At 55.2% G+C, this 23145-nt stretch carries 23 protein-coding genes; 12 read left to right on the top strand and 11 right to left on the bottom strand.

Features of this window, described 5'->3' with window-relative positions; translation table 11 throughout:
- Nucleotides 1-146 precede the first annotated feature (146 nt).
- Complete coding sequence (locus HFN16_RS00495; protein WP_168888834.1) at nucleotides 147-2063, top strand: response regulator; 1917 nt, start codon at nucleotides 147-149, stop codon at nucleotides 2061-2063.
- Between the two features lie 59 nt (nucleotides 2064-2122).
- On the opposite strand, the gene HFN16_RS00490 is transcribed toward HFN16_RS00495, so the two are convergent.
- Nucleotides 2123-2620, bottom strand: a complete 498-nt coding sequence (locus HFN16_RS00490; RefSeq protein WP_168888833.1) for a hypothetical protein — start codon at nucleotides 2618-2620, stop codon at nucleotides 2123-2125.
- A gap of 143 nt (nucleotides 2621-2763) precedes the next feature.
- On the opposite strand from HFN16_RS00490, the gene mtaB reads away from it, so the two are divergent.
- Genes mtaB through HFN16_RS00440 form a run of 10 tightly spaced genes read left to right on the top strand, consistent with a single transcriptional unit; the run spans nucleotide 2764 to nucleotide 11665 of the window.
- Nucleotides 2764-4080, top strand: a complete 1317-nt coding sequence (mtaB, locus tag HFN16_RS00485) for a tRNA (N(6)-L-threonylcarbamoyladenosine(37)-C(2))-methylthiotransferase MtaB (protein ID WP_168888832.1) — start codon at nucleotides 2764-2766, stop codon at nucleotides 4078-4080.
- The gene (locus tag HFN16_RS00480) at nucleotides 4077-4622 is read left to right on the top strand and encodes a DUF4416 family protein (protein WP_168888831.1); all 546 of its coding nucleotides are present in this window, start codon (nucleotides 4077-4079) and stop codon (nucleotides 4620-4622) included. The genes mtaB and HFN16_RS00480 overlap by 4 nt, the downstream gene beginning before the upstream one ends.
- Before the next feature lie 31 nt (nucleotides 4623-4653).
- The gene (locus HFN16_RS00475; protein ID WP_168888830.1) at nucleotides 4654-5535 is read left to right on the top strand and encodes a YicC/YloC family endoribonuclease; all 882 of its coding nucleotides are present in this window, start codon (nucleotides 4654-4656) and stop codon (nucleotides 5533-5535) included.
- A gap of 20 nt (nucleotides 5536-5555) precedes the next feature.
- Nucleotides 5556-5810, top strand: a complete 255-nt coding sequence (locus HFN16_RS00470; RefSeq protein WP_168888829.1) for a DUF370 domain-containing protein — start codon at nucleotides 5556-5558, stop codon at nucleotides 5808-5810.
- Entirely contained in the window at nucleotides 5811-6440 is a 630-nt protein-coding gene (gene gmk / locus HFN16_RS00465; protein ID WP_168888828.1) for a guanylate kinase, read from the top strand. It abuts the gene before it with no gap.
- Nucleotides 6440-7141, top strand: a complete 702-nt coding sequence (gene pyrF / locus HFN16_RS00460; RefSeq protein WP_168888827.1) for an orotidine-5'-phosphate decarboxylase — start codon at nucleotides 6440-6442, stop codon at nucleotides 7139-7141. Before gmk ends, pyrF begins: the two co-directional genes overlap by 1 nt.
- 12 nt (nucleotides 7142-7153) lie before the next feature.
- Nucleotides 7154-8122, top strand: a complete 969-nt coding sequence (locus HFN16_RS00455) for a tetratricopeptide repeat protein (RefSeq protein ID WP_168888826.1) — start codon at nucleotides 7154-7156, stop codon at nucleotides 8120-8122.
- Between the two features lie 55 nt (nucleotides 8123-8177).
- The gene (locus HFN16_RS00450) at nucleotides 8178-9038 is read left to right on the top strand and encodes an HDOD domain-containing protein (protein ID WP_168888825.1); all 861 of its coding nucleotides are present in this window, start codon (nucleotides 8178-8180) and stop codon (nucleotides 9036-9038) included.
- Nucleotides 9039-9055: 17 nt separating this feature from the next.
- Entirely contained in the window at nucleotides 9056-10762 is a 1707-nt protein-coding gene (recJ, locus tag HFN16_RS00445; protein WP_168888824.1) for a single-stranded-DNA-specific exonuclease RecJ, read from the top strand.
- Between the two features lie 27 nt (nucleotides 10763-10789).
- Nucleotides 10790-11665, top strand: coding sequence for a patatin-like phospholipase family protein (locus HFN16_RS00440; RefSeq protein WP_168888823.1), 876 nt, complete (start codon nucleotides 10790-10792; stop codon nucleotides 11663-11665).
- Nucleotides 11666-11775: 110 nt separating this feature from the next.
- Here HFN16_RS00440 and HFN16_RS00435 read toward each other — a convergent pair whose 3' ends face one another.
- The 9 genes from HFN16_RS00435 to HFN16_RS00395 all read right to left on the bottom strand — a co-directional run bounded on the left by HFN16_RS00435 (nucleotide 11776) and on the right by HFN16_RS00395 (nucleotide 20371).
- Nucleotides 11776-12273 carry a DUF456 domain-containing protein gene (locus HFN16_RS00435; RefSeq protein ID WP_210772251.1) on the bottom strand — a complete coding sequence of 166 codons (498 nt, stop codon included), beginning with the start codon at nucleotides 12271-12273 and terminating at the stop codon, nucleotides 11776-11778.
- A 24-nt stretch (nucleotides 12274-12297) separates the two neighbouring features.
- Nucleotides 12298-13590, bottom strand: coding sequence for a phenylacetate--CoA ligase (locus HFN16_RS00430; RefSeq protein ID WP_168888821.1), 1293 nt, complete (start codon nucleotides 13588-13590; stop codon nucleotides 12298-12300).
- A gap of 20 nt (nucleotides 13591-13610) precedes the next feature.
- On the bottom strand, nucleotides 13611-15056 hold the full coding sequence (gene dnaB, locus HFN16_RS00425; protein ID WP_168888820.1) for a replicative DNA helicase: 1446 nt from the start codon (nucleotides 15054-15056) through the stop codon (nucleotides 13611-13613).
- Nucleotides 15019-15573, bottom strand: a complete 555-nt coding sequence (gene rplI / locus HFN16_RS00420; RefSeq protein WP_168888819.1) for a 50S ribosomal protein L9 — start codon at nucleotides 15571-15573, stop codon at nucleotides 15019-15021. The genes dnaB and rplI overlap by 38 nt, the downstream gene beginning before the upstream one ends.
- A gap of 15 nt (nucleotides 15574-15588) precedes the next feature.
- Complete coding sequence (gene rpsR / locus HFN16_RS00415; protein ID WP_168888818.1) at nucleotides 15589-15852, bottom strand: 30S ribosomal protein S18; 264 nt, start codon at nucleotides 15850-15852, stop codon at nucleotides 15589-15591.
- 11 nt (nucleotides 15853-15863) lie between these two features.
- Nucleotides 15864-16154: a 30S ribosomal protein S6 gene (rpsF, locus tag HFN16_RS00410; protein ID WP_168888817.1), complete on the bottom strand. Its 291-nt coding sequence runs from the start codon at nucleotides 16152-16154 to the stop codon at nucleotides 15864-15866.
- Between the two features lie 279 nt (nucleotides 16155-16433).
- Nucleotides 16434-17327, bottom strand: a complete 894-nt coding sequence (locus HFN16_RS00405) for a phosphoribosylaminoimidazolesuccinocarboxamide synthase (RefSeq protein ID WP_168888816.1) — start codon at nucleotides 17325-17327, stop codon at nucleotides 16434-16436.
- A gap of 136 nt (nucleotides 17328-17463) precedes the next feature.
- Nucleotides 17464-18768, bottom strand: a complete 1305-nt coding sequence (gene hisD / locus HFN16_RS00400) for a histidinol dehydrogenase (RefSeq protein ID WP_168892206.1) — start codon at nucleotides 18766-18768, stop codon at nucleotides 17464-17466.
- A gap of 211 nt (nucleotides 18769-18979) precedes the next feature.
- Nucleotides 18980-20371, bottom strand: a complete 1392-nt coding sequence (locus tag HFN16_RS00395; RefSeq protein ID WP_168888815.1) for an outer membrane homotrimeric porin — start codon at nucleotides 20369-20371, stop codon at nucleotides 18980-18982.
- Between the two features lie 280 nt (nucleotides 20372-20651).
- Here HFN16_RS00395 and uvrC point away from each other — a divergent pair, with 280 nt between their 5' ends.
- Nucleotides 20652-22466: an excinuclease ABC subunit UvrC gene (uvrC, locus tag HFN16_RS00390; RefSeq protein WP_168888814.1), complete on the top strand. Its 1815-nt coding sequence runs from the start codon at nucleotides 20652-20654 to the stop codon at nucleotides 22464-22466.
- Here the strand turns inward: uvrC and HFN16_RS00385 are convergent.
- Entirely contained in the window at nucleotides 22463-23140 is a 678-nt protein-coding gene (locus tag HFN16_RS00385) for a metal-dependent hydrolase (protein ID WP_168888813.1), read from the bottom strand. The genes uvrC and HFN16_RS00385 overlap by 4 nt on opposite strands.
- Nucleotides 23141-23145 lie beyond the last annotated feature (5 nt).

Genomic DNA, 23145 nt, shown 5'->3' with positions numbered 1-23145 from the left:
ATTTCATACTGAAATGGTTCGGTTTTTGCCGGATCATATCGAAATCATGAGCGTTGACTTTGCCTACTGGTTTGGTATGTATTTGCCTCGGCTGTAAGTGGTTTTCGTAGAAAATCCTGTTATCACAAGTCGGAGGCCAATCTGCCATGAATCAGCTCCCCATTCTGCTCGTTGACGACGAACAGGGGATTCGTACGGTCCTGTCCATAACCCTCGAAGAGAATGGGCACCGTGTGGATACGGCTGCCGATGTGGATTCCGCCCTCGAGATTTTTCGCGAAAAGCGTCACCCCATAGTCATCACCGACATCAAGATGCCCGGCAAGAGCGGCATCGACCTGCTTAGGCTCGTCAAAAAGGAATCCCCGGAGACCGAGGTCATCATGATCACCGGTCATGGCGATATGGAACTGGCGGTCCAGAGCCTCCAGAACAAGGCCTTTGATTTCATCAGCAAGCCCATTAATGATGACGTCCTGTATTTTGCCCTGCAACGGGCGCAGGAGCGCATCTTCATGTCTCGAGAGCTGGAAGCACATACGCGCAATCTTGAGGAGTTGGTGGATATCAAGTCCGCCCAGCTTGTCGAGGCAGAGCGAAAAGTGGCTGCCTGCCAGCTGTTTGAAGGGCTGACCTCCAGTCTTGATTCATTTGCCCATAATCTGGACAATCTCAATGTATTCAACCAGATGCCGTTGTTCGTGTCCATTCATAACGTGGATATGGACGTGGTGACCGTGAACGAGCACTACCGCAAGAAGCTCGGTAATCTGGTCGGACGTGACAGCTGGTCGATGTTCGAAGGGTTGGAGCTTGGTCCTCGCGACTGTCCGGTGGCTCAGACTCTCAAGACCGGGGAACCATACAAGGGCAATTACGTGGTGCGATGCGTCAATGACAACCTCCATGGCGTGCTGGTCAACACCATCCCCATCATGGCCACCGACAGCGGTGTAGAGCTGGTGCTCGAGTTCATGGTGGACCTCAATGAGGCCGAAGAGTTGCGCGAGGAACTGCGGACCACCCGCCACAAGTTTGAGCAGCTTTTTGACCAGTCCCCTTGTTATCTCACTGTGCAGGACCGGGATTACGTCATCGAGTCGGCCAATGATCGCTACAAGCGACATTTTGGCGACTTCGGCGGGTGCAAATGTTTTGAGAAGCTCATGCACCGTCAGCATGTGTGCAAGGAATGTCCGCTGGAAAAGACGTTTCAGGATGGCGAATCCCACCAGATGGAGACCGTGATCACGGACCGAAAGGGCGGCAAGGTCAACGTACTCATCTGGAGTGCGCCCATTCGCGATGCCTCGGGCGAGATCGTTCAGGCGATCGAAATGATCACGGACATCACTCAGATTCGCCGTTTGCAGGATCGTCTGACTTCCCTCGGCTTGCTGCTTGGCACCACGGCCCATGGTATCAAGGGACTGCTCACCGGCATTGATGGTGCCATCTATCGCCTCGGCTCCGGTATTGAGAAAGAGAATTTCGAACGTATCGAGGACGGCTTCAACGACTTGCAGTTCCTGACGGACCGCGTGAAGCAGACCGTGCTCGACATCCTCTATTACGCCAAGAAGCGCGAACTCAACTGGAAGGAGATCGATGCAGGACAGTTTACGCTGGACCTCTATTCCTCCTTTGCGGCCAAGGCCAAGATGCAGGATATCACCCTCGATCTGGACATGGGCGCCGTGCTCGGCACGTTCCAGGTGGACAAGTCCATCCTTGCTTCGGCTCTCGGCAACATCATCGAGAACGCCATTGATGCCTGTGCAGCCCAACCCGGTGATCGCCGCGTTACCCTCAAGGTTACAGGCAACAAGGAAGCGGTCGTTTTCCGCGTCACTGACGAAGGTGTCGGTATGGATGCGGAGACCCGCGACAAGCTCTTTACCCTGTTCTTCTCCTCCAAAGGCAGCTCCGGTACCGGTATCGGATTGTTTGTTGCCAACGAGATTGTCGGTCAGCATGGTGGCATGATCGTGGTGGAGAGTGAGCCGGGCGAAGGCTCGGTCTTTACGGTCACGATCCCGAGAGTGATCAAGGTTGAGTTGTAAGGCGTCTTGTTTTGAAAATAAGAAAGGCCGTCCTGAGTGGACGGCCTTTTTCTTTGTCTCTACCAACGACGTCGGTCCCATTCGTATTCCAGATTTCGTTGGAATCCTTCGCTGCGGGCCTTGTTCATGACCTTGTGGATTTTGTCAGGCGTCAGGTCTGGCTTCTTTTTGCAGTAGCTGGCCCACCATTTGACGTTTTGGACCGTTGGAGCATTGAACGGGTCGCTGTATCGTTGGAGCATGTCATATCCGGCGTCGCGCTCCTCCAGCTGAATGAGGGTCAGGCCGAGATAGTATGTCGCATCGGGGTTGGTCGGGTATTTGGCAAGGGTGGCCTCAAAGGTTTTTCGCGCGGCAGGAAAATCGCGGGTGAGGAACTGATTAAGACCCTTCTTGTTGTTGGAGTAGGCCTCACCGTTGCCGGAATAGAGAAAATCGCCATAAGCGCTGAAGGCTACGCCTACGCCGGAGCGGTTGCCCACGCCGATGGTGCCGCCTACAAAATGACATCCAGCGATGGCGAAGATAAGAAATAATAATGGTAAACGTCGTCCCACGGATTGACCCCCGGAGGCATTTGCATTAGGCCGCTTGTTCAAGGCTGGAGTACGCGACTTCGGCGAACCGAATTTTGTCTTCCCGTCCATTTTTCTTTACAGTGATCACCAGCGGCAAATGACCTGCATGGGGCTGACAGTACATGATTAGATTTTTCACCGCCACCTTGGGTTGCAAGATCAACCAATACGAGACCCAAGCCATTGGCGAGGCATGGGCGCGCGACGGCGGCCAGGAGGCCGTTGAGGTCAAGAGTGTTCAGGAGGCGAACCTGATCCTGGTCAACTCCTGCGCCGTGACCGCCAATGCCGTGGCTGACCTGCGCCAGGCCGTGCGCCGCTACCATCGCGACAATCCCGATGCCGAGATAATCATCACCGGGTGCGCTGCCCAGATTCAGCCCAAGGAACTGGCCGAGCTTCCCGGCGTCGTCCGTGTCGTACCACAGGACGAAAAGGCCAAGTTGCTGGAAGGGCCGGAATCGGATGATACCCCCGAGACTGAGGGTAAAGACGACAAGCCAGCCTTTGCGCCGTTCTCCATCTCCGGCTATGGCCGTGCCCGCGCCGTGGTCAAGGTGCAGGACGGCTGTTCCCACAATTGCACCTACTGCATCATCCCGCTCACGCGCGGCAAGTCCATCAGTCGTCCCATGGACGAAGTGGTGGAAGAGGTTGGCCGTCTGCTGGCCGCCGGTTTCCGCGAGTTCATTCTCAGCGGCATCAATCTTCGGCATTTTGGTCGGGGGCTGACTGAAAAGGTGGACTTCTGGGATCTCGTTCAGCGACTGGAATCAGAATTTTCCCTCGGTTGGGCCGGACGGGCAAGATTTCGTATCTCCTCTGTGGAGCCGGGCCAGCTGGATGACAAGGCATTCGAGACATTGGCTGCCTCCCGCATGGTCTGCCCCCAACTCCATCTTTCCTTGCAGAGCGGTGACCCGGATGTGCTGCGTGCCATGGGCCGTGGGCACTATTCGCCGGAGAACGCCGTGTCCTTCATGGAGCGTCTGTCCACAATCTGGCCGACCATCGGTCTTGGGGCGGACATCATCACCGGGTTCCCAGGCGAGACAGAGGAACAGTTCGAGAACACCATGGACTTGTGCCGTCGCCTGCCCCTGACTTATGGTCACGTATTTCCCTATTCCGAGCGGCCCGGCACCCGGGCAGAGACGCTCAAGAACGTTGTCTCGGTGCCTGTGCGCAAGGAGCGCGCCGCACGGCTTCGCAAGCTGGTCAACGAGAAGAAGAAGGCGTTTCAGGCTGAACTGCTGAAGCGCGACAGCATCGATGTGCTGGTGCAGGATGAAGTCGGACGTGGGGTGAGCGAATTTTACGCCGCGTGTCGTTTCGACAGCCTGCCAGACGGAGCCGATCCGCGCATGATTGTACGCGCCAAGCCTGTGGGACAGGAGAAAGGCGTCATTCTGGTGGAGCCGCTGGAGGTGATGCGATGAGCACGCCTGTCTCCCCTGATCCGGGGCTGCTGATCATCTCCATTCTGAGTGCTCGCTGGGACGAGTGCTGGCCTGCGCTCCATCGTGATCTGGAAGCCGAGTTCGGTCCCATGGACGAGGTGTCCGATCTGTTCCCGTTCGATTTTTCCGATTATTACAACGCGGAGTTAGGATCGCCCATTACGCGGCGTCTGGTGGCGTTCAAACTGCTTCGGCCGCTGGACGAGCTGGCCGATATCAAGCTGTTCACCAACAGTCTGGAACTCCGCTATGGCGAGGACGACAGCCGGATGTTCAATCTCGATCCGGGATTCGTCACGCTCCAGAATCTGGTGCTGGCCACTGGCAAACGCTCCGGCCATAGAATTTATCTGAAAGGCGGCATCTGGGCAGATCTGACCCTGATGTGGCAGAAGAAGCAGTGGGTGGATTTCCCCTGGACCTTCCCTGATTATGCCGACCTGGATATGAAGACCCGGCTGACAAAACTTCGTCAGTCGTATAAAACCAAGCTCAACAACCCGTATACGTCAAATGGTTGAACAATACGCGGGTAGAAAGAAGGAATAATATATGCCTGTTAGCATGACCGGCTTCGGCCGACACGAAACAAATGAGGACGCCTGGACCCATGTATGGGAGATCAAGAGCGTCAATGGCCGTTTTCTTGATGTGAAATGGCGCATGCCCGGTTACCTCCGCAGCCTGGAAAACGGCTGGGAAAAAGTGGTCCGCACCTATGCCTCTCGCGGCAGGGTTGATGTGTCCCTGAACCTTGAAGTGCTGGACGCCGGTATCATGGGTGTCACCTTCAACGAGACCATGGCAAACGCCATGCTCGGGCAGATGCAGAAGCTTGCAGAGAGCCGCGGTGAGGCTTTCGAAGTCGATTACAACAAGCTCCTCTCCATGTCCTCCCTGTGGCGTGACAACGGCAGCGAGCCTGATCCGGGTCTGGCTGAGAGCCTGACCAAGGGCCTCGAAGCCGCTCTCAAGGATTGGGTGAACGCCCGCTCCGTGGAAGGCGACGCCATGGTGGCCGACCTGCTTTCCCGTCTGGAAACGCTGCATGACCTTACCGACAAGATCAGCGAACGCATCCCGGATATTCTGGAAGAGAAGAAAGCTGGCCTGCGTCAGCGCATCATCGACATGCTGGAATCCGCCGGAGCCGAGTTCTCCGAAGACCGCATGCTTCAGGAAGTGGCTCACCTGACTGACAAGCTCGACGTCTCCGAAGAACTGACCCGTCTGGCCGCTCATCTGGAACGTCTGGAAGAAGTGCTCACCACCAAGGGTGATGCGGGCAAGAAGCTCGACTTCCTGCTGCAGGAGACCTTCCGCGAGATCAACACCTGCGGCAACAAGGCGCAGGACACCACGGTCAGCCGACTGGTGGTGGATTTCAAGGCCGAGTTGGAGCGTTGCCGCGAACAGGTTCAGAACATCGAGTAGCATCCACCCGGGGGTGAATCATGCAGAAACAGGGGTTGCTCAACGTCGGTTTCGGTAATTTCGTGGTTATGAGCAGGGTGGTTTCCATCGCCCTGCCTTCCAGTGCGCCCATGCGCCGCCTGAGGGAAGATGCTCGTCAGGAGGGTCGTCTCATCGACGCTACTCAGGGCCGCAAGACCCGCGCGATTATCGTCACCGACTCAAATCATGTTATATTGTCCGCCATCCAGGCCGAAACCATTGGCCAGCGATTCAGCGCGGAAGAGGGGGAATAAATGTCTGACACCGTGTCCCGTCTAGGGCAGGTACTCGTGGTGTGCGCTCCCAGCGGCACCGGCAAAAGCACACTGATCAGCAAGCTGAGGGAAGAGTTCCCCAATTTCGGTTTTTCCGTATCCTACACCACTCGTGCTCCTCGCGGTGACGAGCAGAATGGTCGTGAATACAACTTCGTCTCGCGTGAGACCTTCGTAGCCATGCGCAGCCAAGGTGAGTTCTGCGAATGGGCCGAGGTCCACGGCAATCTTTACGGCACGGCCACTGCGCCGGTGAACAAGATGCTGGACGAAGGTAAGGACGTTCTCTTCGACATTGACGTACAGGGCGCCAAGCAGCTTAAGAAGACCTTCTACAAGGGAAATTTCATCTTCCTGCTGCCGCCGTCCCGTGAAGAATTGACCCGTCGTCTGGTGGGCCGCGGGACCGACTCCGAAGAATCCATTGCCAAACGTCTGGCCAATGCCCAGGGTGAGATCGCCCAGGCTGATTTCTTTGATTACTGGATCGTCAACGAGGATCTGGAACAGGCATATCAGGAGTTCCGCGCCGTATTTATGGCAGGTGCCCTGAAGCCGGAACTGCGTACTGACGTGGAAGCAACCATCCTCAAGGAGTGGGAAGACTAATGGCCGAACTGGTTGTTGCACTCGATTTCAAGGACGCCAAGTCTGCACTCTCCATGGCCGAGTCCCTCAAGGGTACAGCTACGTGGATGAAGGTGGGACTGGAGCTGTTTACCGCCGAAGGCCCTACTGTTGTCAAAGGGCTCAAGGAGATGGGGTTCAAGGTCTTCTTGGACCTGAAATTCTTTGATATTCCCAACACCGTGCAGGGAGCTATCCGCTCTGCCGCGCGCCTTGGTGTGGACATGGTAAACATCCACGCGCTGGGTGGTGAACGCATGGCAAAGGCTGCCATGGCCGGGTGCGCCGAAGGCGTGGAACCGGGAGAGGAACCGCCTCTGGTTTTGGCCGTAACCATGCTCACCAGCATGGCCGCAGGGGACCTTCCTGTGGACGGCGCACCGGAGCCTTCTGAGATGGCCCTTGACCTTGCTGTAAAAGCCAAGCAATATGGCCTAAATGGAGTGGTTTGTTCGGGGCTCGAGGCAGAACGCATAAAAGCTGCCTGTGGTTCCGACTTCATCGCCCTGACTCCCGGCATCCGTCCTGCGGACAGTGCTGGCGATGATCAGCGAAGGGTGGTCACTCCGGCGCAGGCTGTCAGGAATGGTTCAGGTTTCCTGGTGGTTGGCAGACCCATTACCGGTGCATCTTCTCCGGCAGAGGCTGCCCGTGCCATACTTGCGGAGATGGATTCAGCATAGCAAGGGGAGCTGATGGCTGAGCAGGAAGCCAAGCAGGCCGAGGGCCACGAGATCGTCAGGGACGGAGCGGAAAAGATCAAAGGTATCTTTTCCACACAATCCGTTGCCAAGGTCGGTACCGGTACCACGCAGCGCCGTACTATCCAGAAGACATACTGGAGCGGCGAAGAGCTTGATGACGGCCGTATTGAAGTTCAGCCGCTCAACCGCAATTATATTCCCTCTGGCCCCAAGCGCGCCATTGATCGCGAAGAATTCCTGTCCAAGTACAGTCCGGAACCCGAGTTCTACATGAGCACCGTCTTCCCTGCCATCAAGCAGGTGGACGAGGCTATCGTGCGCGGTGAAAAGCATCGTGAGCGCGGGGCGGCCTACAGCGCCGAGTTTGAGTTCAAACAGGCCACGGCCGTGGATGAAGAGAACGTCCGTGCCAATTTCGGGCTTGGGCTCACCTATCTGGACCGGGGAGATCAGGTCAAAGCCAACGATATCTTCGAGCGTATTGTCGACCTCGAAGCCGCCTTCGAGAAAGAGCACAAGCACCTGTTCAATGACTTCGGCATCAACATGCGAAAGAACAGGATGTTCGAGCAGGCATTGCAATATTATCTGCGCGCAGAAGAACTCGTTGCGGACGACGAACACCTTTTTCACAACATTGCCCGTTGCTACTACGAAAAGGGCGATGTACAAGGGTGTAAGAAGTATCTCAAGAAGAGCCTTCAGGTGAATCCGAACCTCAAGGAAAGCAAAATGTTCTGGGCTTATCTCAAGAGCAAGGGACATGTCGCTGAGAATGAGGATATTGGAACGAATGTAGATGCTGAAACCAGCGCCAAACCCAAGGGTGATGCTGAAAGTAAACCGAACGGTGACGCTAAAGCCAAGCCAGAGGGTGAGACCAACGGAAAGTCGAATGACAAGGTTCCGGATGCGGAAGAGAAGAAACCGTCCGGGCCAACTGTACTGAATCTGGACTGATGACCGCGTAATCATTCGGGGCCGACAGAGACCGCAAGATGAGCTGGGAGTGCACATGAACAGGGAAAAGACACAGGATTTCCTCAACGAGCTACCCCGCATGCGGGAAGACCTCCCTTTTTCTCCGGCAGTGCTCAAGGAGCTATTTGTTCAGACCGGAGTCAATTCCATGTCGTCGCTCGAACAAGTGGGCGATACACTGACACACGATCAAGGGCTTGCGACTCGTATTCTGAGTCTTGCCAATTCCGCCTATTATGGCCTGCAGGCTGATGTAAAATCCGTACAGCGAGCCGCTGCCGTTCTCGGTATGGCGGAGATTCGCAATATCGTGCTTGCGCTGGGTGTGAATGGCCTGACCAAGAATTACGACATGCCCGAAGATTTTGATCTGACAGAATACTGGCGTCATCAGTTTCTGGTGGCCATGATTGCCAAGGAGCTTTCCCGTATGCGGGAAGTTGGCAAGCCGGACAATATGTTCACTGTTGGATTGCTTCATGACATCGGCAAGCTCATCACAGCCATGCGCCGTCCCGACGATTGGGTTGCCATTCAGGAACTGGCAGAAAGTGACAACTTGACCCCCGCCGAAGCTGAGGACGAGTACTGGGGACTGGACCACGCCATTGTTGGTGCGCTGGTGCTCAAGTCCTGGGATTTGCCCGCCGATCTGGTGGAGCCCGTCAATTGGCACCACGCTCCGGACCTTTCTCCGGAACACTCCAACGAGGCGACCATCGTCTGTCTCGCGGATACTGCTGCCATTGCCGTGGAGAATCCGGAAGGACCCTTTGTTGCGCGTGTGGAAATCATGTGCGAAGAAATGGAAATGGACGCTGAAGAAGTTCTGGAAACTGCCGAGGAATTGTTGGAATCCGAAGACGTCGAGCAGTTCATCCGGCATCTTTCATAATACGATTAGGATATATTTTGCCCTGCATTTGGAAAGCTCGCGGCGAGTCCAAGCCGCCAGCTTCGGCATCCGATATTGCCGAAGCACTGTCTGTGTCCCCGCTTATCGTGGATATTCTCTGGAATCGTGGACTGACCTCCCTTGAGGAGATGGATCAGTTCCTGAGCCCGGGGCTGCGTCATCTGGCCAGCCCGGATGAAGTGCCGGGTCTGACTGACGCCGCAAAGACCCTCGCGGATGCTCTGGCCGAAGGGCGTAAGCTGGCAGTTTGGGGCGACTATGATGTGGATGGCATCACTTCCTCCACCCTTGTCATTGAATTTTTTGCAGGCCGCGGCATTGAGATCCTTCACCACCTGCCCAACCGCATGGAAGAAGGGTATGGCATGAACGTACCCGGCGTGGAGCGACTCCATGCAGAGGGCGCTGGTGTCCTGCTGACCGTTGACTGCGGTATTTCCGACAACGAGGCTGTAGCCCGTGCTCGCGAGCTGGGAATGACTGTCGTGGTCTCCGACCACCATCTTCCCGGCGATGATCTGCCGGATGCTCACGCCATATGTAATCCCCGTTTGGGCGAGGGGGGGCCGTACGACGATGTAGCCGGTGTCGGTGTGGCATGGCTGCTCATGGCCGGGCTTAACAAACTGATGCCTGGCAATCCGGTGGATATGCGCTCCCTGCTCGATCTGGTGGCGCTCGGCACCATCGCTGATGTGGTCCGCCTTACGGGCATGAACCGCGTCCTCGTCAAAAACGGGCTGCTGTTCATCAAAGAGGCCAAACGTCCCGGCATGGCCGCCCTGAAGGTCGTCAGCGACTATGAACGCGGTGCAGAGCTCGGTGCCGGGCAGATTGGTTTCAACCTCGCGCCGCGCATCAATGCCGCTGGTCGTATGGGCGATCCTGGGAAGGCGCTCAAGTTGTTGCTTTCCAAGTCCTTTGACGATGCCATGCCCTATGCCGAGGAACTGAACTCCATCAACATGGAGCGCCGTCGTCAGGAACAGGAGATCGCGGATCAGGCTTTTGCGCAAGCCGAGAGCATGAAGGATCAGGCGGGGCTGGTGCTGTACGGCGAAGACTGGCATCCCGGTATCATCGGCATCGTGGCTTCCAGAGTGGTGGAGAAGTACTACCGTCCCACACTCATTCTTTGTCGAACAGAAGATGGCGAGCTCATCAAAGGATCTGGCCGCAGTATTTCCGAATTTGATTTGCATGAAAGTCTCAAGAATATCAGTACGATTTTGAACGGCTTCGGTGGCCATAAGCAGGCGGCAGGGCTTTCTATTCTTCCTGAAAATCTTGATGCGTTGCGTGAGCAGTTCAACGAGCAGGTTATTGATAAACTTGGTCCTGAGCCGCTGACTCCCACGTTGAAACTGGACAAGGAATTGCCGTTCGCGGATATCTCCAACACCTTGCTCAATGAGCTGGAAATGCTCCAGCCATTCGGCATGGGTAACCCCGAGCCGGTATTTGCTTCGGCCCCGGTTACCGTGGCTGAGCATCGCACCTTTGGTCGTGAGCGCGAACATGTGAAGCTGGTGTTGGCCGATGATGTGACCGGAGCGAGATTGCCCGGCAAGGCGTGGCGCATGGCCGAGAAGTTGGGCCGTGAAATTGAGGGGCGGGTCATGCGGTTTGCCTTCACCCCCAAGATCGATCGTTTTCGGGGCGTGCCCAAGATCGATCTGCGTATCCGGGACTGGAATTTCTAGCCGATAAGACTCTGAAAGGATCTACATATGACCAAGAAGACAGTCTCTCTCGTTCTCGGTAGTGGCGGCGCCCGAGGGCTGGCCCATATCGGCGTTATCCACTGGCTGGAGGAACACGGCTATGAGATCGCCTCCATTTCAGGTTGTTCCATGGGCGCACTGGTCGGAGGTATCTACGCCATCGGCAAACTTGAGGAGTTTGAGCGGTGGGTACGGGCTGTGACCAAGTCGGACATGATCAAGCTGCTGGACTTATCTCTCGGCGCAGATGGTATTTTCAAAGGTGACAGAATCATCGATACGCTGCGGGATATGGTGGGCGATAGTCGTATTGAAGATTTGCCCATCGCCTATACGGCTGTGGCAGCCAATATCTCCCGCGCCAAGGAAGTGTGGTTCGATGAAGGGCCAATGTTTGATGCCATCAGAGCATCCATTTCCATGCCGGTCTTCTTTAACTCGTTCAAATACAACGGTCAGAACCTCGTGGATGGTGGCATTCTCAATCCGGTACCCATTGCGCCTACATTCAGCGATCATACTGATGTGACCATTGCCGTAAACCTGACTGGCAAACCCATGAAGAATCCTGAGGCAGTGTTTGAGGCTGAGCCGTTGCAGGAAGTGTCGCCTCTTTCCGGCGTGGTCTCCGAGTTTATCAATAAGATTCGCAGCACCATTCAGCCCGAATCCATGACCGTCGGTACTTTTGATATCGTAGCTCAGTCCTTTGAGACCATGCAGGGAACTATCGCGCGGCAGAAAATTGCGGCGTACCCTCCAGACCATGTCTTGGAAGTGCCCAAGAACCTGTGCACCATCCTCGAGTTCGACAAAGCTTCACCACTCATCAGGTACGGCTATGAACTGGCCGAAAAATGTCTCAGCGGAGCTATTGAGTAGAATCTATCTATTCACACTCCCGCGATAAAAGTCGAAAGCCTTTCCGGATGAACCAAGCGTAGTGCAAGTTCATCCGGAAAGGCTTTCGGCTTTTATGACAATGGGCCTTTTTAAGGCCAAACTCTGGGAATCGACATGACGACGATGCAGGCACCAATGGCCGTCTTCACCGTGAAGCCCAAGGCTTTGCCAACAAAGGCTCCCTTGGCGGCGAGCATGGCTTCGTCACGAGACCTGCCGGGCATCTCTGCAATGAGACAACCGAAATAGGCACCACCCAAGGCGCCGAAGAGCGCCCCCAAGCCTAGGAAAAAGGGCGCGCCAAAAATGGCTCCGGCAATGGCGCCTATGATGCCGCCGATGTTGCCACGCGTGGATGCGCCGTATTTACCTGCGTATCGGGCCTGAAGAAAGAATTCGAGCACTTCTGCAATGCCAGCCACTACCGCGAGGATGATGACGTAATTCCACGTCATTGATTCGGGATAGATGTACTTCCAGAGAGCGATGAGCGCGAGCGCGACCCAGTTGGCGGGCATGGAGAAAAGCTGGAGCACCTGAGAAAAGGCGAGACCAAGAATGAGCAATACCGCCCAGAGATAAACCAAGTACTCCATTGAAGTCTCCGTTGGCTATTTGTCGCGGTTGTCAATCACGCGCACAGCCTTGCCTTCGGCCTTGGGAATGGAGTCATGCTGGCAGAGTTCCACGCGCGGGGTGATGAGAATTTCATTGCAGAGGTTTTTGGCGATCTTCTTCTGGAGACCCTGCAGAGCGCGCATGTCTTCCACGAAGTAATCTTCCTTGATCTCCACCTTGACCTTGAGCTGATCGCTGACCCCTTCGGTGACGAGCTCGATGAGGTAGTTCTGACCAACTTCGGGCATGGCCATGAGGCACTGCTCGATCTGCATGGGATAAATATTGACGCCCTTGAGGATCATCATGTCATCGGCACGACCTGCAATACGGTCGATGCGGCGATGAGTACGGCCACATTCACACTTGCCGGGAACGAAACGGGTCAGGTCACGGGTGCGGTAGCGAATGATGGGCATGCCTTCACGGGTAATGGTGGTCATGACCAGTTCGCCGATCTCGCCTTCGGCAACATGCTCGCCGGTTTCGGGGTTGATGATCTCAACGATGTAAGCATCTTCCCAGATATGCATGCCCTTCTGGTGCACACATTCGAAGGCGACGCCGGGACCGTTCATCTCGGACAGACCGTAGGAGTTGTATGCCTTGATGTGCATCATCTCTTCGATCTTGCGGCGAGCTTCCTCAGTGTGAGGCTCGGCGCCGATGAGGGCGATCTTCCAGGGCATATCCTTGGTGTCGAAACCTTCCTCCTGCACCTTCTGCGCGAAGTAGAGGGCGAAAGAGGGGATAATGTGCAGGACCGAGACGTTGAAGTCGCGGATGAGCTTGATCTGACGCTTGGTGTTACCTGCGCCAGCGGGCACGGTGAGCATACCGAGACGTTCGGAACCGTAGTGGATTCCGAGACCGCCAGTGAAGAGGCCGTAACCGGACATGTTCTGAAGAACGTCCGAGCGGCGGCAACCACAGCAGAACATGGATCGGGCCATGAGGTCGGCCCAGGTGTCCAGGTCCTTCTGGGTATAGAAAACTGCAGTGGGAGTACCAGTGGTACCGGAAGAGGCATGAAGGCGGACAAAGTCATCAAGGGAGCGAGCAAGCATGCCATACGGATACTGGCTGCGCAGGTCGTCCTTGGTGGTAAAGGGCAACTTCTTGATGTCATCGACAGACTTGAAATCTTCCGGGTTTACACCGGAAAGGCGTGCCTCATAAAAAGGCGATTTCTTGGCGTTGACGATGGTGTCCTTGAGGCGCTCGAGTTGGAGTTCTTCCAACGCGGCGCGGTCCATAGCCTCGACGGGATCGTAGTACTTGGTCATGCTGCGCGAATGGGTAGAAGTTACATCCCTTCGGGTAGTTCCGAGGGATACGGAGTCACATCCATGTTCTCGAACAGGGTGTACTCCTTCTTGAAGAAGAGTTCGCACTTGCCTACCGGGCCGTTACGCTGTTTGGCGATGATGATTTCCGCATGATTTTTCAGCGGGTTATCTTCGGCTTTGTTATAGGCTGCGTCGCGATAGAGGAAGATGATGATATCCGCGTCCTGCTCGATGGCGCCGGACTCACGAAGGTCGGACATCATGGGCCGCTTGTCGGTACGTTCTTCAACCTTACGGTTGAGCTGCGACAGGGCGATGACCGGGACGTTGAGTTCCTTGGCCAGAGCTTTGAGGCTTCGGGAAATCTCGGAGATTTCCTGTTCGCGGGAGTCGACACGACCACTGGCACGCATGAGCTGGAGGTAGTCGATGATGATCAGGCCCAGATTGTGCTCTGCCTTGAGGCGGCGGCAACGGGCCTGGAGCTCCAGAGTGGAGAGCGCCGGGGTGTCGTCAATGAAAATGGGTGCCTGGGAAAGCACATCGCCCGCCTGATAAAGCTTTTGCCAGTCCGCGTCGTCCAGATAACCGGTACGCAGATTCTGCAGGCCTACCTGCGCCTGAACGGCGAGGAGACGGGTCATGAGCTGTTCCATACTCATTTCGAGCGAAAATACGACCGTAGGGGCCTCTGAGCGGACTGCGCCGCGCAGAGCCACGTTCAGGGCAAAGGCGGTCTTACCCATGGAAGGACGGCCTGCCATGATGATGAGGTCCGAGTTCTGGAGACCGGCGGTCATGTTGTCGAAGTCGTGGTAGTGGGTGGCGATACCCGTGATGGATGACTTCTGCTCGAATTTTTTGGTCAGGTCTTCGAAGACGCGATCCAACAGGCGCTTGGAATCAAGCTGGTTGCCTGTTGATTGAGACTGGGCGATGTTGAAGATTTCCTTCTCGGATTCGCCGAGCAACTGATCCACGTCACCAGCTTCGTAGCAGTTGGTGATGATCTTGCTGGATGCGTCGATGAGCTTGCGCAGGATGGACTTGTCGCGGACGATCTTGGCGTGGTGCATGGCGTTAGCCGAGCTGACCACGGAGTCTGCCAGTTCAAACAGATAGACCGGTCCACCCACAACTTCCAGATTGCCTGTGACTTCGAGCTGGTCCTTGACGGTAACCAGATCGATGGGCTTCTGCTTGTTGTAGAGGTCGATGAAGCTCTGAAAAATAGTGCGGTGCGCAGGCGAATAGAAATCGTCTGCGTCAACCATGTCCACGAGTTCATGGAACATGGTGGAGGACTGGAACACGCCGCCTATGACAGCTTGTTCGGCCTCCAGATTCTGGGGGGGAACTTTACGTACGAGATCGGAGGAGGCCCTACCGAGGGCCTCCTCCGAATTGGAATCGAATTGGCCTCGATTAGGCCTCTGCGGTTGCGGCGTCTTCGGATTCGGCATCGGTGGCTACGACTTCCTCAGTCGCCTCTGCAGGCTCGGTTGCGGTTTCTTCAGGCAGTTCTTCGATCGGGCCGCCGTGACGGGCGACGGTGAGGTTCAGCACACCACGAACGTCCGGGTGCAGCTTGATCTCGATCTCGAACTCGCCCAGAGAACGGATGGGCTCGGCCAGCAGGATCTTGCGGCGATCGATTTCGATGCCGGCAGCTTCCATGGCGTCGCCGATGTTAGCAGTGGTGACAGAGCCGTACAGCTTGTCGCCATCGCCAACGCGGACTTCGATCTCAACCGGAGTGGAAGCGATCTTTTCAGCCATGCCCTCAGCCTGAGTGCGAAGGGAATCAGCCTGTTCCTGCAGCTTGCGGCGTTCCAGCTCGAAAGCCTTCAGGTTAGCTTTGGTAGCCGGCTTGGCCATGCCCTGAGGAATCAGGTAGTTGCGGCCGAAACCAGGCTTGACAGTAACGATGTCACCGAGACGACCCAGAGAGTCGACATCTGCGCGAAGGATAAGTTTCATTTCGTCATCCTCCCCTTAGATGTTGCTACGCTTTTTCACATCAGTGCTGTGAACAGTGGTGTAGAACAGCAGTGCCATCTGACGAGCGCGCTTGATTTCGTTGGTCAGGCGACGCTGGTGCTTAGCACAGGTGCCGGTGATGCGGCGGGCAATGATCTTGCCACGCTCGGTCACGAAATCACGAAGGATATCGGGGCGCTTATAATCCATGGGAAGCTCTTTATCTGCGCAGAAGCGGCAGAACTTCTTCCGAGGGGTGAACTTTTTGCGGAATGCCATGGTGAAACCTCCTAGGCAGCCAGTTTGACGGTCATGAACTTGAAGATGCCGTCGGTGATGCGGATGTTGCGTTCCAGTTCGGCCACCAGCGCACCGGGGGCTTCGAAGACCAGACGAACGTAGTAGCCGCGGGTCTGCTTCTCGACGGGGTAGGCCAGCTGGCGCATGCCCCAATCATCGGTCTCAACCATTTTGCCGCCTTCACGGTCCACGATGCCGGTGAGGAGGTCCAGGATTTCTTTCCTGTTTTCCTCAGCCAACTCGGGAGACAGAAGAACGAGCGTCTCGTAATTGTTAGCCATTTTATGTAACTCCTTTTGGTCATTGGCCCCCTCCAACAACGGAGAGAGCAAGGCAAGAGGGGGTTTATTAGTTGTAATCGGTGCGTCTGTCAAGTCGCGCACCTCCCCTCAAGAACATCTAATCCTTTTGATCATCTTTATCGAGCGGCGTCCAGCCGCCAGCTGCGGGGCCTCAGCACCCGCCTCCTCCCATCTTGCGACGGATGAAGTTGCCTGCCACTACGCCGAGCAGAATCAGGCCGATGAGTTGCAACCATTCGATCATAAGAACCTTCCAGATTAAACTTCGAGCTCACTCCCGGTAAGGAGGGCGTAAGCTTCCATGTACTTGGCGCGGGTCTGAGCCGCGATATCTTCAGGCACGTTAGGTGCCGGAGGCTGCTTGTTGAAGCCGATATCCACAAGCCAGTCGCGGAAGTACTGCTTGTCGAAGCTGGGCTGTGACTGGCCGGGCTTGTAGCCTTCCATGGGCCAGAAGCGGGAGGAATCCGGGGTCAGTACTTCATCGATGAGGATGATTTCGCCATCCAGCATGCCGAATTCGAATTTGGTGTCAGCGATGAGGATGCCGCGTTCCTTGGCGTAATCGCGGGCGCGGGTGTAGATGTCGAGGGTGAGTTTCTCCACCTTGCGCATCATCTCCTCACCGATGAGATCGGCAGCCTGATCCAGAGTGATGTTCTCATCGTGGTCGCCGAGGTCTGCTTTGGTGGACGGGGTGAACAGCGCCTTTTCGAGCATCTCGGATTCTTGCAGATTCTCGGGGAGCTTATGGCCGCAGACTTCACCGGTCTTCTGGTAATCATTCCAACCGGAGCCTGTAATGAAGCCGCGCACGATGCACTCGATGGGCAGGGGCTGGGCTTTCTTGACCAGCACGGAGCGGTCCTGCAGTTCTTCTTTGTATTTGTGAAGCGGCTCAGGGTAATCATCGACGTTGGTAGCGATGATGTGATTGGGCACCAGATCCTTCATCATATCCATCCAGAACAGGGTGATCTGATTCAGCACCTTGCCCTTGTCTTCGATGGGATCAGGCATGACCACGTCAAATGCCGAGATGCGGTCGGTGGTGACGAGCAGGAGTTTGTCGTCGTCGATCTCGTAGATGTCGCGGACTTTACCCTTGGATATAAGCTTGTATTCAGTAATGTTGGTTTCCAGTACAGCCATTTCTCTCTCCCTTCTTAGGTAGGCTGATTAGATATGGACCCGAGAGTAACACATTTGGGGCGAATTCCAATACGCCTTTTAAGGTGTCTTCCCGGCATGAGCCTCTGCATTGCAAAAGCAGCCTATGTATAATGTATTATTTGTTCCGGCATTCCACGCTACGGGCGTGGGCTTCCAGACCTTCCAGTCTTGCCAGACGGGCAATCTTGTCGCCGTGCTCGGCAACATAGTTCGGGCTAGCAGCAATTACGCTGGATTTTTTACAGAAATTCTGAACAGACAAAGCCGAGGAGAATCGTACTGTACGCAAGGTGGGCAGTACGTGATTCGGTCCGGCAAAGTAGTCACCGACAGGCTCGGGGGAGTTGTGTCCCATGAAGATCGCACCGGCGTGGCGAATCTTTCCGAGAATGGCCCACGGATCGTCGACGGACAGTTCAAGGTGCTCTGCTGCCAGCTGGTTGATAATCTCAATACCGGCTTCCATGTCAGGAGTGATGATGATGGCACCCCAGTCTGCAAGAGACTTGGCTGCGATTTCACTACGCGGCAGAGCTGCGCACTGGGTAGCGAGTTCCTCTTTTACCTTGGCGGCCAGTTTGGAGTCGTGGGTCACCAGCAGGGAAGCTGCGAGAGGGTCGTGTTCTGCCTGAGACAGCATGTCTGCTGCAAGCCATGCGGGATTGGCTGATTCATCGGCAAGGATGGCGATCTCGGAAGGACCGGCGACCATGTCGATGCCCACCTGCCCGATGAGCTGGGATTTTGCCGTGGCAACAAAGATGTTGCCCGGACCAGCCAGCACATCGCACGGAGCGATGGACTGGGTGCCGTAAGCCAGTGCTCCGATGGCCCAGGCAGAACCGGCGAGATAGATCTCGTCGAGTCCGAGGAGAGCGGCGGTGGCCAAAATATACGGATTAAGGGTGCCATCCTTGCGTGGAGGCGAGGTGACAGCGATGGACGGAACGCCTGCAACCTGTGCAGGGATCGCGTTCATGATCAGGCTGGAAATAAGTGGAGTTTCGCCACCCTGTCCGCCGGGAACATAGAGTCCTACACGATCAACAGGGCGAACCATCTGTCCAAGGATGGTACCGTCTTCAGCGGTGGTCCACCAGGACTTTTCCTTCTGATTGTTATGGAAGGAACGGATGCGTTCGATGGCCTCTTCAAGGATGGCTACGTCGGTATCCGGGATATCCTTGAGTGCTGCGGAAATAGCCTCGGTGGGAACGCGAAGCATGTCGGCAGTGAAGCCTTCACAGTCGAATTTGGCCGTGTATTCGGCCAGCGCTTCATCGCCGCGGTTTTTCACATTGTCCAGAATGTCGCGGACGATGGTATCAACTTTGGTGTCCGGATCTTTGCGCTGTTCCAACCACTCTTCAATAGCTGTCCAGTCGTCCAGATCGGCGTATTTCAATTCTCTACAGGGCATGGTGACCTCGATAGACAGGTTCGGGTGTTCTCTCTTCATGCGGCAGAATCAGTCTCTGCCAAGGTGGAAATCTATAGCCGACTGCTTTTCAAAAGTCGAGCAAGACCGGAGACCCTTGGCCAGACAAAGAAAGAGGGCCAGGGTTTGCACTCCCTGGCCCTCGGCGTTACTTGGGTAATTTAGCTAAGTAGCTAAGTAGTCTAAGTTAGACTTAGAACTTGTAAACGATACCGGTGGAAACCTTCCAAGCGTCGCCGCCCTTGTAGTCAGCGCCCCAGACAGCTTCGTCAGCGTCGAGGTTCACGTAACCGAGGTCGAGAGTCATGGTCAGTTCGTCGTACAGCTTGTAAGCGGTGTTGAAGTCAACTTCCCACAGAGAATCCTTCTCGGTCAGGGAGTTGCCGTAGTCCCAAGAGTTGCCGCTGATGCCGGTGTCGTTGATGTTCTTGTCGTTGGTACCCTGAGCGTACACGATGTGAGCGGTGTGGGTCAGACCTTCGGTGAAGGACTGGATGTCCTTGAGGGACAGAGCCAGGGCCCAGAAGCCCATGTATTCGTTACGATCAGCCAGGGTGCCGTCAAGCAGGGTGTCGCCACCGAAGAAGAAGGAACCGATAGCCCAGTTGGAGGCAGCCAGAACAGGCATACGCTCGGAGGACAGGTCGTTAGAGCCGTTTCCGTCTTCACCGGAGGTGTAAACGAAGGTCAGTTCGGGGGTCATGAAGTCGAAGCCTTTGTATTCAACAGCGGCGTCGAACAGCCAACCGGAACGTTCGTTAGCTTCGATATCGGAAGCAACCTTACCGTAGTTGAGGTCAGCTTTCACTACGAAGGGATCGAAGAGATCCATGGTGAAGGCAGCGCCCAGCCAGTAAGCGTTGTCGAAGGAATCGCCAGTGCCGTCGGTAGCGTTGATAGCGCGCAGGCCATCAGGGGTGTCGGCAGCTTTCACGCCGGAACCGATGGGAGCGTACATACCGAAGGGCTGGAAGGTGAAACCGTCGAAGGACATGGGCAGAGCAGCAACGTAAGCGTCGATGTAACCCTTGTGTTCTTCGTTAGCGGATTCCTGAGCACGGGTGTAACCTACGAGGTAGGAAACGTTGTCGGTGATAGGACCGGAGACAACAGCAGCAGCTGCTTCTTCGTCCAGGATGTAGGAGCCGCCGCCGATAGCTGCGGGCAGAGCAACGCCCTGGTAACCAACGCGAACGTGCACGTCAGTGTCAGGGTAGTTGAAATCGATGTAAGCCTGTTTCACCTGGATGGTGTTACGGGTACCACCAGTGGTAGCGGAGTTGCCATCACCAGCGCCGATAGCGAGGGCGCCCTGGCCCCATTCCTGAGTACCGTAAGCGGTGTACAGGACAGCTTTCAGGTTTTCGTTAGCAACGAAGTCGAAGATGGTGCGAGCACGCTGGGAGACTTCGAAGTTATCGTTTTTGGCTTCGGCGTTAGTAGCGCCGTTGTCATTGAAGCCCCAGTTGGACTGCCAGATAGCTTCAACGGCCCAAGCGCCGGAAGCTTTGATGTCTGCTGCGGAAGCAGCAGCAGCGCTGAGCACGAAGGCGCACAGAACTGCGAGCATGATCATACGTTTCATGATAGATCTTCCTTTTGTTTGCAATTGACCACAAGTAAACGCCATAACTGAGAACCTCTTTACCCTAGGTTGAACCTTCTTGGCAAGCGAATTCAGATAAAAAAGGAAAGAAAGTAAAAATTTTTTTACCGTTCAAAAAATTATACCAAGAAGGTTGTTGAGAACAAATAAATACTCGTTAATATTGACTTTTATAGATTTTGAAAATTAAGTGAGTTCTGGAGGACGATGCTGTATAGTCAGTCCGTCAGTAATTTTGTCGAAAAAAAGACACATAGCTATGAGTGATAAGTTCAAATTTTTTGCCGCCGATTATCCGGATTCCCCTGGCGTATATTTAATGAAGAATGGGCGAGGGCGGATTATCTATGTGGGCAAGGCCAAACGCCTTCGTCGCAGACTCGCGTCGTACTTTCAGAAGAATACCGGTCACACGCCCAAGACAAAGGCGTTGGTGGCCAATGTCCGCACAGTGGACATCCTTCTCACAGCTACGGAAAAAGAGGCGTTGTTGTTGGAGAATGGGCTGATCAAGAAACATCGGCCTCGTTACAATGTCGTTCTCAAAGATGATAAGCAGTACGTTCTTTTCCGGCTGGATAAGAAGTCAGAATTCCCGCGGTTGTCGGTAACACGGAAGGTTGTGCGGGATGGCTCTGTCTATTTTGGTCCCTTTACTTCGGCTGCGGCAGCCCGTGCTACACGGAAGCTGTTGGCCAAAGTCTTTCCTCTTCGCAAATGTACTGATCATGCCTTTCGCAACAGGGTACGCCCCTGTCTCTATCATGACATCCATCAGTGTTTCGCTCCATGCGTTAAGGATGTTGATAAGAAAATGTATATGGATCAGGTCCGTCGCGTTGAGATGCTGCTTTCTGGCAAATCCGGTGATTTGATTGCTCGGCTGGAGAAGAAGATGGCGGCAGCCTCACAGGAGATGGAGTTTGAGAAGGCGGCTGAGTACCGCGATCAGATCCGTGCGGTGAAGAAGACTGTTGAAGGGCAGGTTGCTGTCATTCATGACAACCGAGACCGGGACATTCTTGGGCTGGGCGAGAATGAAAACGGCCTTGGGCTTGGATTGTTGTTTGTTCGCCAGGGGCGACTTCTCGATCAAAAGCAATTCTTCTGGCCAGGGCTGACCCTTGATGAGGGGCCGGAGGTCATCGAGAGTTTTCTTTTACAGTTCTATGGGGCGGGCCGTTACATCCCATCGGTGCTTATTGCTCCTCATGAATTGGAGGATGAGACTCTTTCCGAGGTGTTGGCTGAACGCCGTGGTGGTGCGGTGCGAATAACGATTCCCCATACGACACAGGAAAAGCAACTTCTGGACATCGCTCGCACTGTGGCGCGTCAGGCCAAGGAACGTAAGGATACCATTTCTGTCCGCCTGCAAAAGGTACTCAAGTTGGCTGAAGAGCCATTGCGAATCGAGTGTGTTGATGCATCGCACCTTGGTGGCACTGGCATGAGAGTTGGTCAGGTGGTTTTTGAAGAAGGGCGTCGCAACAAAGAGGCCTCGCGAGTTTATTCTTTCCCGGAGCTGGAAGGGACTAGCGATGACTATGCAGCCTTGGCTTCATGGGCTAAGCGACGGGTTGAATCCGGTCCGCCGTGGCCTGATTTGGTATTGATTGACGGTGGTCGCGGACAGCTCTCCGCCGTGGAGGGTGCGCTGTCTGAATGTGTGGATGAGATGTGTTGGGAGCTGGCATCCATCGCCAAAGGGCCAAGTCGGCGTGCTGGAGAATTGGAGGATCTAATCTTCCGTCCCGGCCGAAAGAATCCCATGCCCCTCAAAGGTGGTAGTGCGGAGTTGCTCTTTTTACAGAAGGTTCGCGATACGGCCCACAATTTTGTCTTGGGACGACAGCGGAAAGCTCGGAAAAAAGCAGTGCTCAGTAGTGAGTTGACTTCACTTCCCGGTATTGGGCCCAAAACCGCTCGCACCTTATGGGATAAGTTTGGTTCTCTAGACGCCATGCTGGAAGCGGATATATCGGACATCCGTTCATTGCCCGGTGTCGGCAAGAAAAAGGATGAGCAGATTCACTCAGCCCTACTGGGACTGAAAAAAGCGCGTTCTTCTTAAATCTCGGTCGGCTTGCCGATCTCGACTTCCACCATCTCCGTGTCTGGAGCCAGCAGCGTGAGTTGTTCGGCCATGGATTCAGTACTCTTGTCCAGAATGCCCCATGTGCCCCAGTGGTGAGGGACGACCTTCTTGCACTTGAGCAACTTGCAGGCATAGGCCGCCTGCTGGGCATCCATGGTGAAGCGTCCACCGGTGGGCAACATGGCGATGTCGATGTCGTGAAAGGCGCCGAATAGTTCCATGTCGCCAAAGAGGCCTGTGTCACCTGAATCGTATATGCAGGTGCCGTCTGGCAGGGTGATGATATATCCTGCTGCAGTGCCGGTGGTGGAAGAATGCATTGCCTGGACCATCTTGACCTTGATGCCGAGCCGCTCGACAGTGCCGCCAATGTTCATGGGCACGCCCAGGTGCTCGGGCAGGCCCAGCGCGAGAAGGCCTTGGATAATATCGAACATGGCCACCACTTCTGCATCATGCTTGATGGCAAGCTCAAGAGTCTGGCCAATGTGGTCGTTGTGGTCGTGGGTGACAAGGATCAGGTCGCAGGCGTCTATTTCCTTATATGTAGTGGGCGCTGCCGGATTGCCTACGAAGAAAGGATCGATGAAAACGTTGGTGTCTCCTGCCTTGAGCCGGAAATTCGAGTGGCCGAACCAAGTGATTTCCATTGCTC

The organism is Pseudodesulfovibrio sp. zrk46 (genome assembly GCF_012516435.1).
Taxonomy (GTDB): domain Bacteria; phylum Desulfobacterota; class Desulfovibrionia; order Desulfovibrionales; family Desulfovibrionaceae; genus Pseudodesulfovibrio.
Note: the sequence above shows the minus strand (reverse complement) of the source record. Positions and strands in the feature narration are given on the sequence as shown.

What these genes read in the sequence shown, in the direction of transcription:
- HFN16_RS00495 (WP_168888834.1), top strand. Translation starts at nt 147, where the DNA reads ATGAATCAGCTCCCCATTCTGCTCGTTGACGACGAACAGGGGATTCGT.
- mtaB (WP_168888832.1), top strand. Translation starts at nt 2,764, where the DNA reads ATGATTAGATTTTTCACCGCCACCTTGGGTTGCAAGATCAACCAATAC.
- HFN16_RS00480 (WP_168888831.1), top strand. Translation starts at nt 4,077, where the DNA reads ATGAGCACGCCTGTCTCCCCTGATCCGGGGCTGCTGATCATCTCCATT.
- HFN16_RS00475 (WP_168888830.1), top strand. Translation starts at nt 4,654, where the DNA reads ATGCCTGTTAGCATGACCGGCTTCGGCCGACACGAAACAAATGAGGAC.
- HFN16_RS00470 (WP_168888829.1), top strand. Translation starts at nt 5,556, where the DNA reads ATGCAGAAACAGGGGTTGCTCAACGTCGGTTTCGGTAATTTCGTGGTT.
- gmk (WP_168888828.1), top strand. Translation starts at nt 5,811, where the DNA reads ATGTCTGACACCGTGTCCCGTCTAGGGCAGGTACTCGTGGTGTGCGCT.
- pyrF (WP_168888827.1), top strand. Translation starts at nt 6,440, where the DNA reads ATGGCCGAACTGGTTGTTGCACTCGATTTCAAGGACGCCAAGTCTGCA.
- HFN16_RS00455 (WP_168888826.1), top strand. Translation starts at nt 7,154, where the DNA reads ATGGCTGAGCAGGAAGCCAAGCAGGCCGAGGGCCACGAGATCGTCAGG.
- HFN16_RS00450 (WP_168888825.1), top strand. Translation starts at nt 8,178, where the DNA reads ATGAACAGGGAAAAGACACAGGATTTCCTCAACGAGCTACCCCGCATG.
- HFN16_RS00440 (WP_168888823.1), top strand. Translation starts at nt 10,790, where the DNA reads ATGACCAAGAAGACAGTCTCTCTCGTTCTCGGTAGTGGCGGCGCCCGA.
- HFN16_RS00430 (WP_168888821.1), bottom strand. Translation starts at nt 13,590, where the DNA reads ATGACCAAGTACTACGATCCCGTCGAGGCTATGGACCGCGCCGCGTTG.
- dnaB (WP_168888820.1), bottom strand. Translation starts at nt 15,056, where the DNA reads ATGCCGAATCCGAAGACGCCGCAACCGCAGAGGCCTAATCGAGGCCAA.
- rplI (WP_168888819.1), bottom strand. Translation starts at nt 15,573, where the DNA reads ATGAAACTTATCCTTCGCGCAGATGTCGACTCTCTGGGTCGTCTCGGT.
- rpsR (WP_168888818.1), bottom strand. Translation starts at nt 15,852, where the DNA reads ATGGCATTCCGCAAAAAGTTCACCCCTCGGAAGAAGTTCTGCCGCTTC.
- rpsF (WP_168888817.1), bottom strand. Translation starts at nt 16,154, where the DNA reads ATGGCTAACAATTACGAGACGCTCGTTCTTCTGTCTCCCGAGTTGGCT.
- HFN16_RS00405 (WP_168888816.1), bottom strand. Translation starts at nt 17,327, where the DNA reads ATGGCTGTACTGGAAACCAACATTACTGAATACAAGCTTATATCCAAG.
- hisD (WP_168892206.1), bottom strand. Translation starts at nt 18,768, where the DNA reads ATGCCCTGTAGAGAATTGAAATACGCCGATCTGGACGACTGGACAGCT.
- HFN16_RS00395 (WP_168888815.1), bottom strand. Translation starts at nt 20,371, where the DNA reads ATGAAACGTATGATCATGCTCGCAGTTCTGTGCGCCTTCGTGCTCAGC.
- uvrC (WP_168888814.1), top strand. Translation starts at nt 20,652, where the DNA reads ATGAGTGATAAGTTCAAATTTTTTGCCGCCGATTATCCGGATTCCCCT.
- HFN16_RS00385 (WP_168888813.1), bottom strand. Translation starts at nt 23,140, where the DNA reads ATGGAAATCACTTGGTTCGGCCACTCGAATTTCCGGCTCAAGGCAGGA.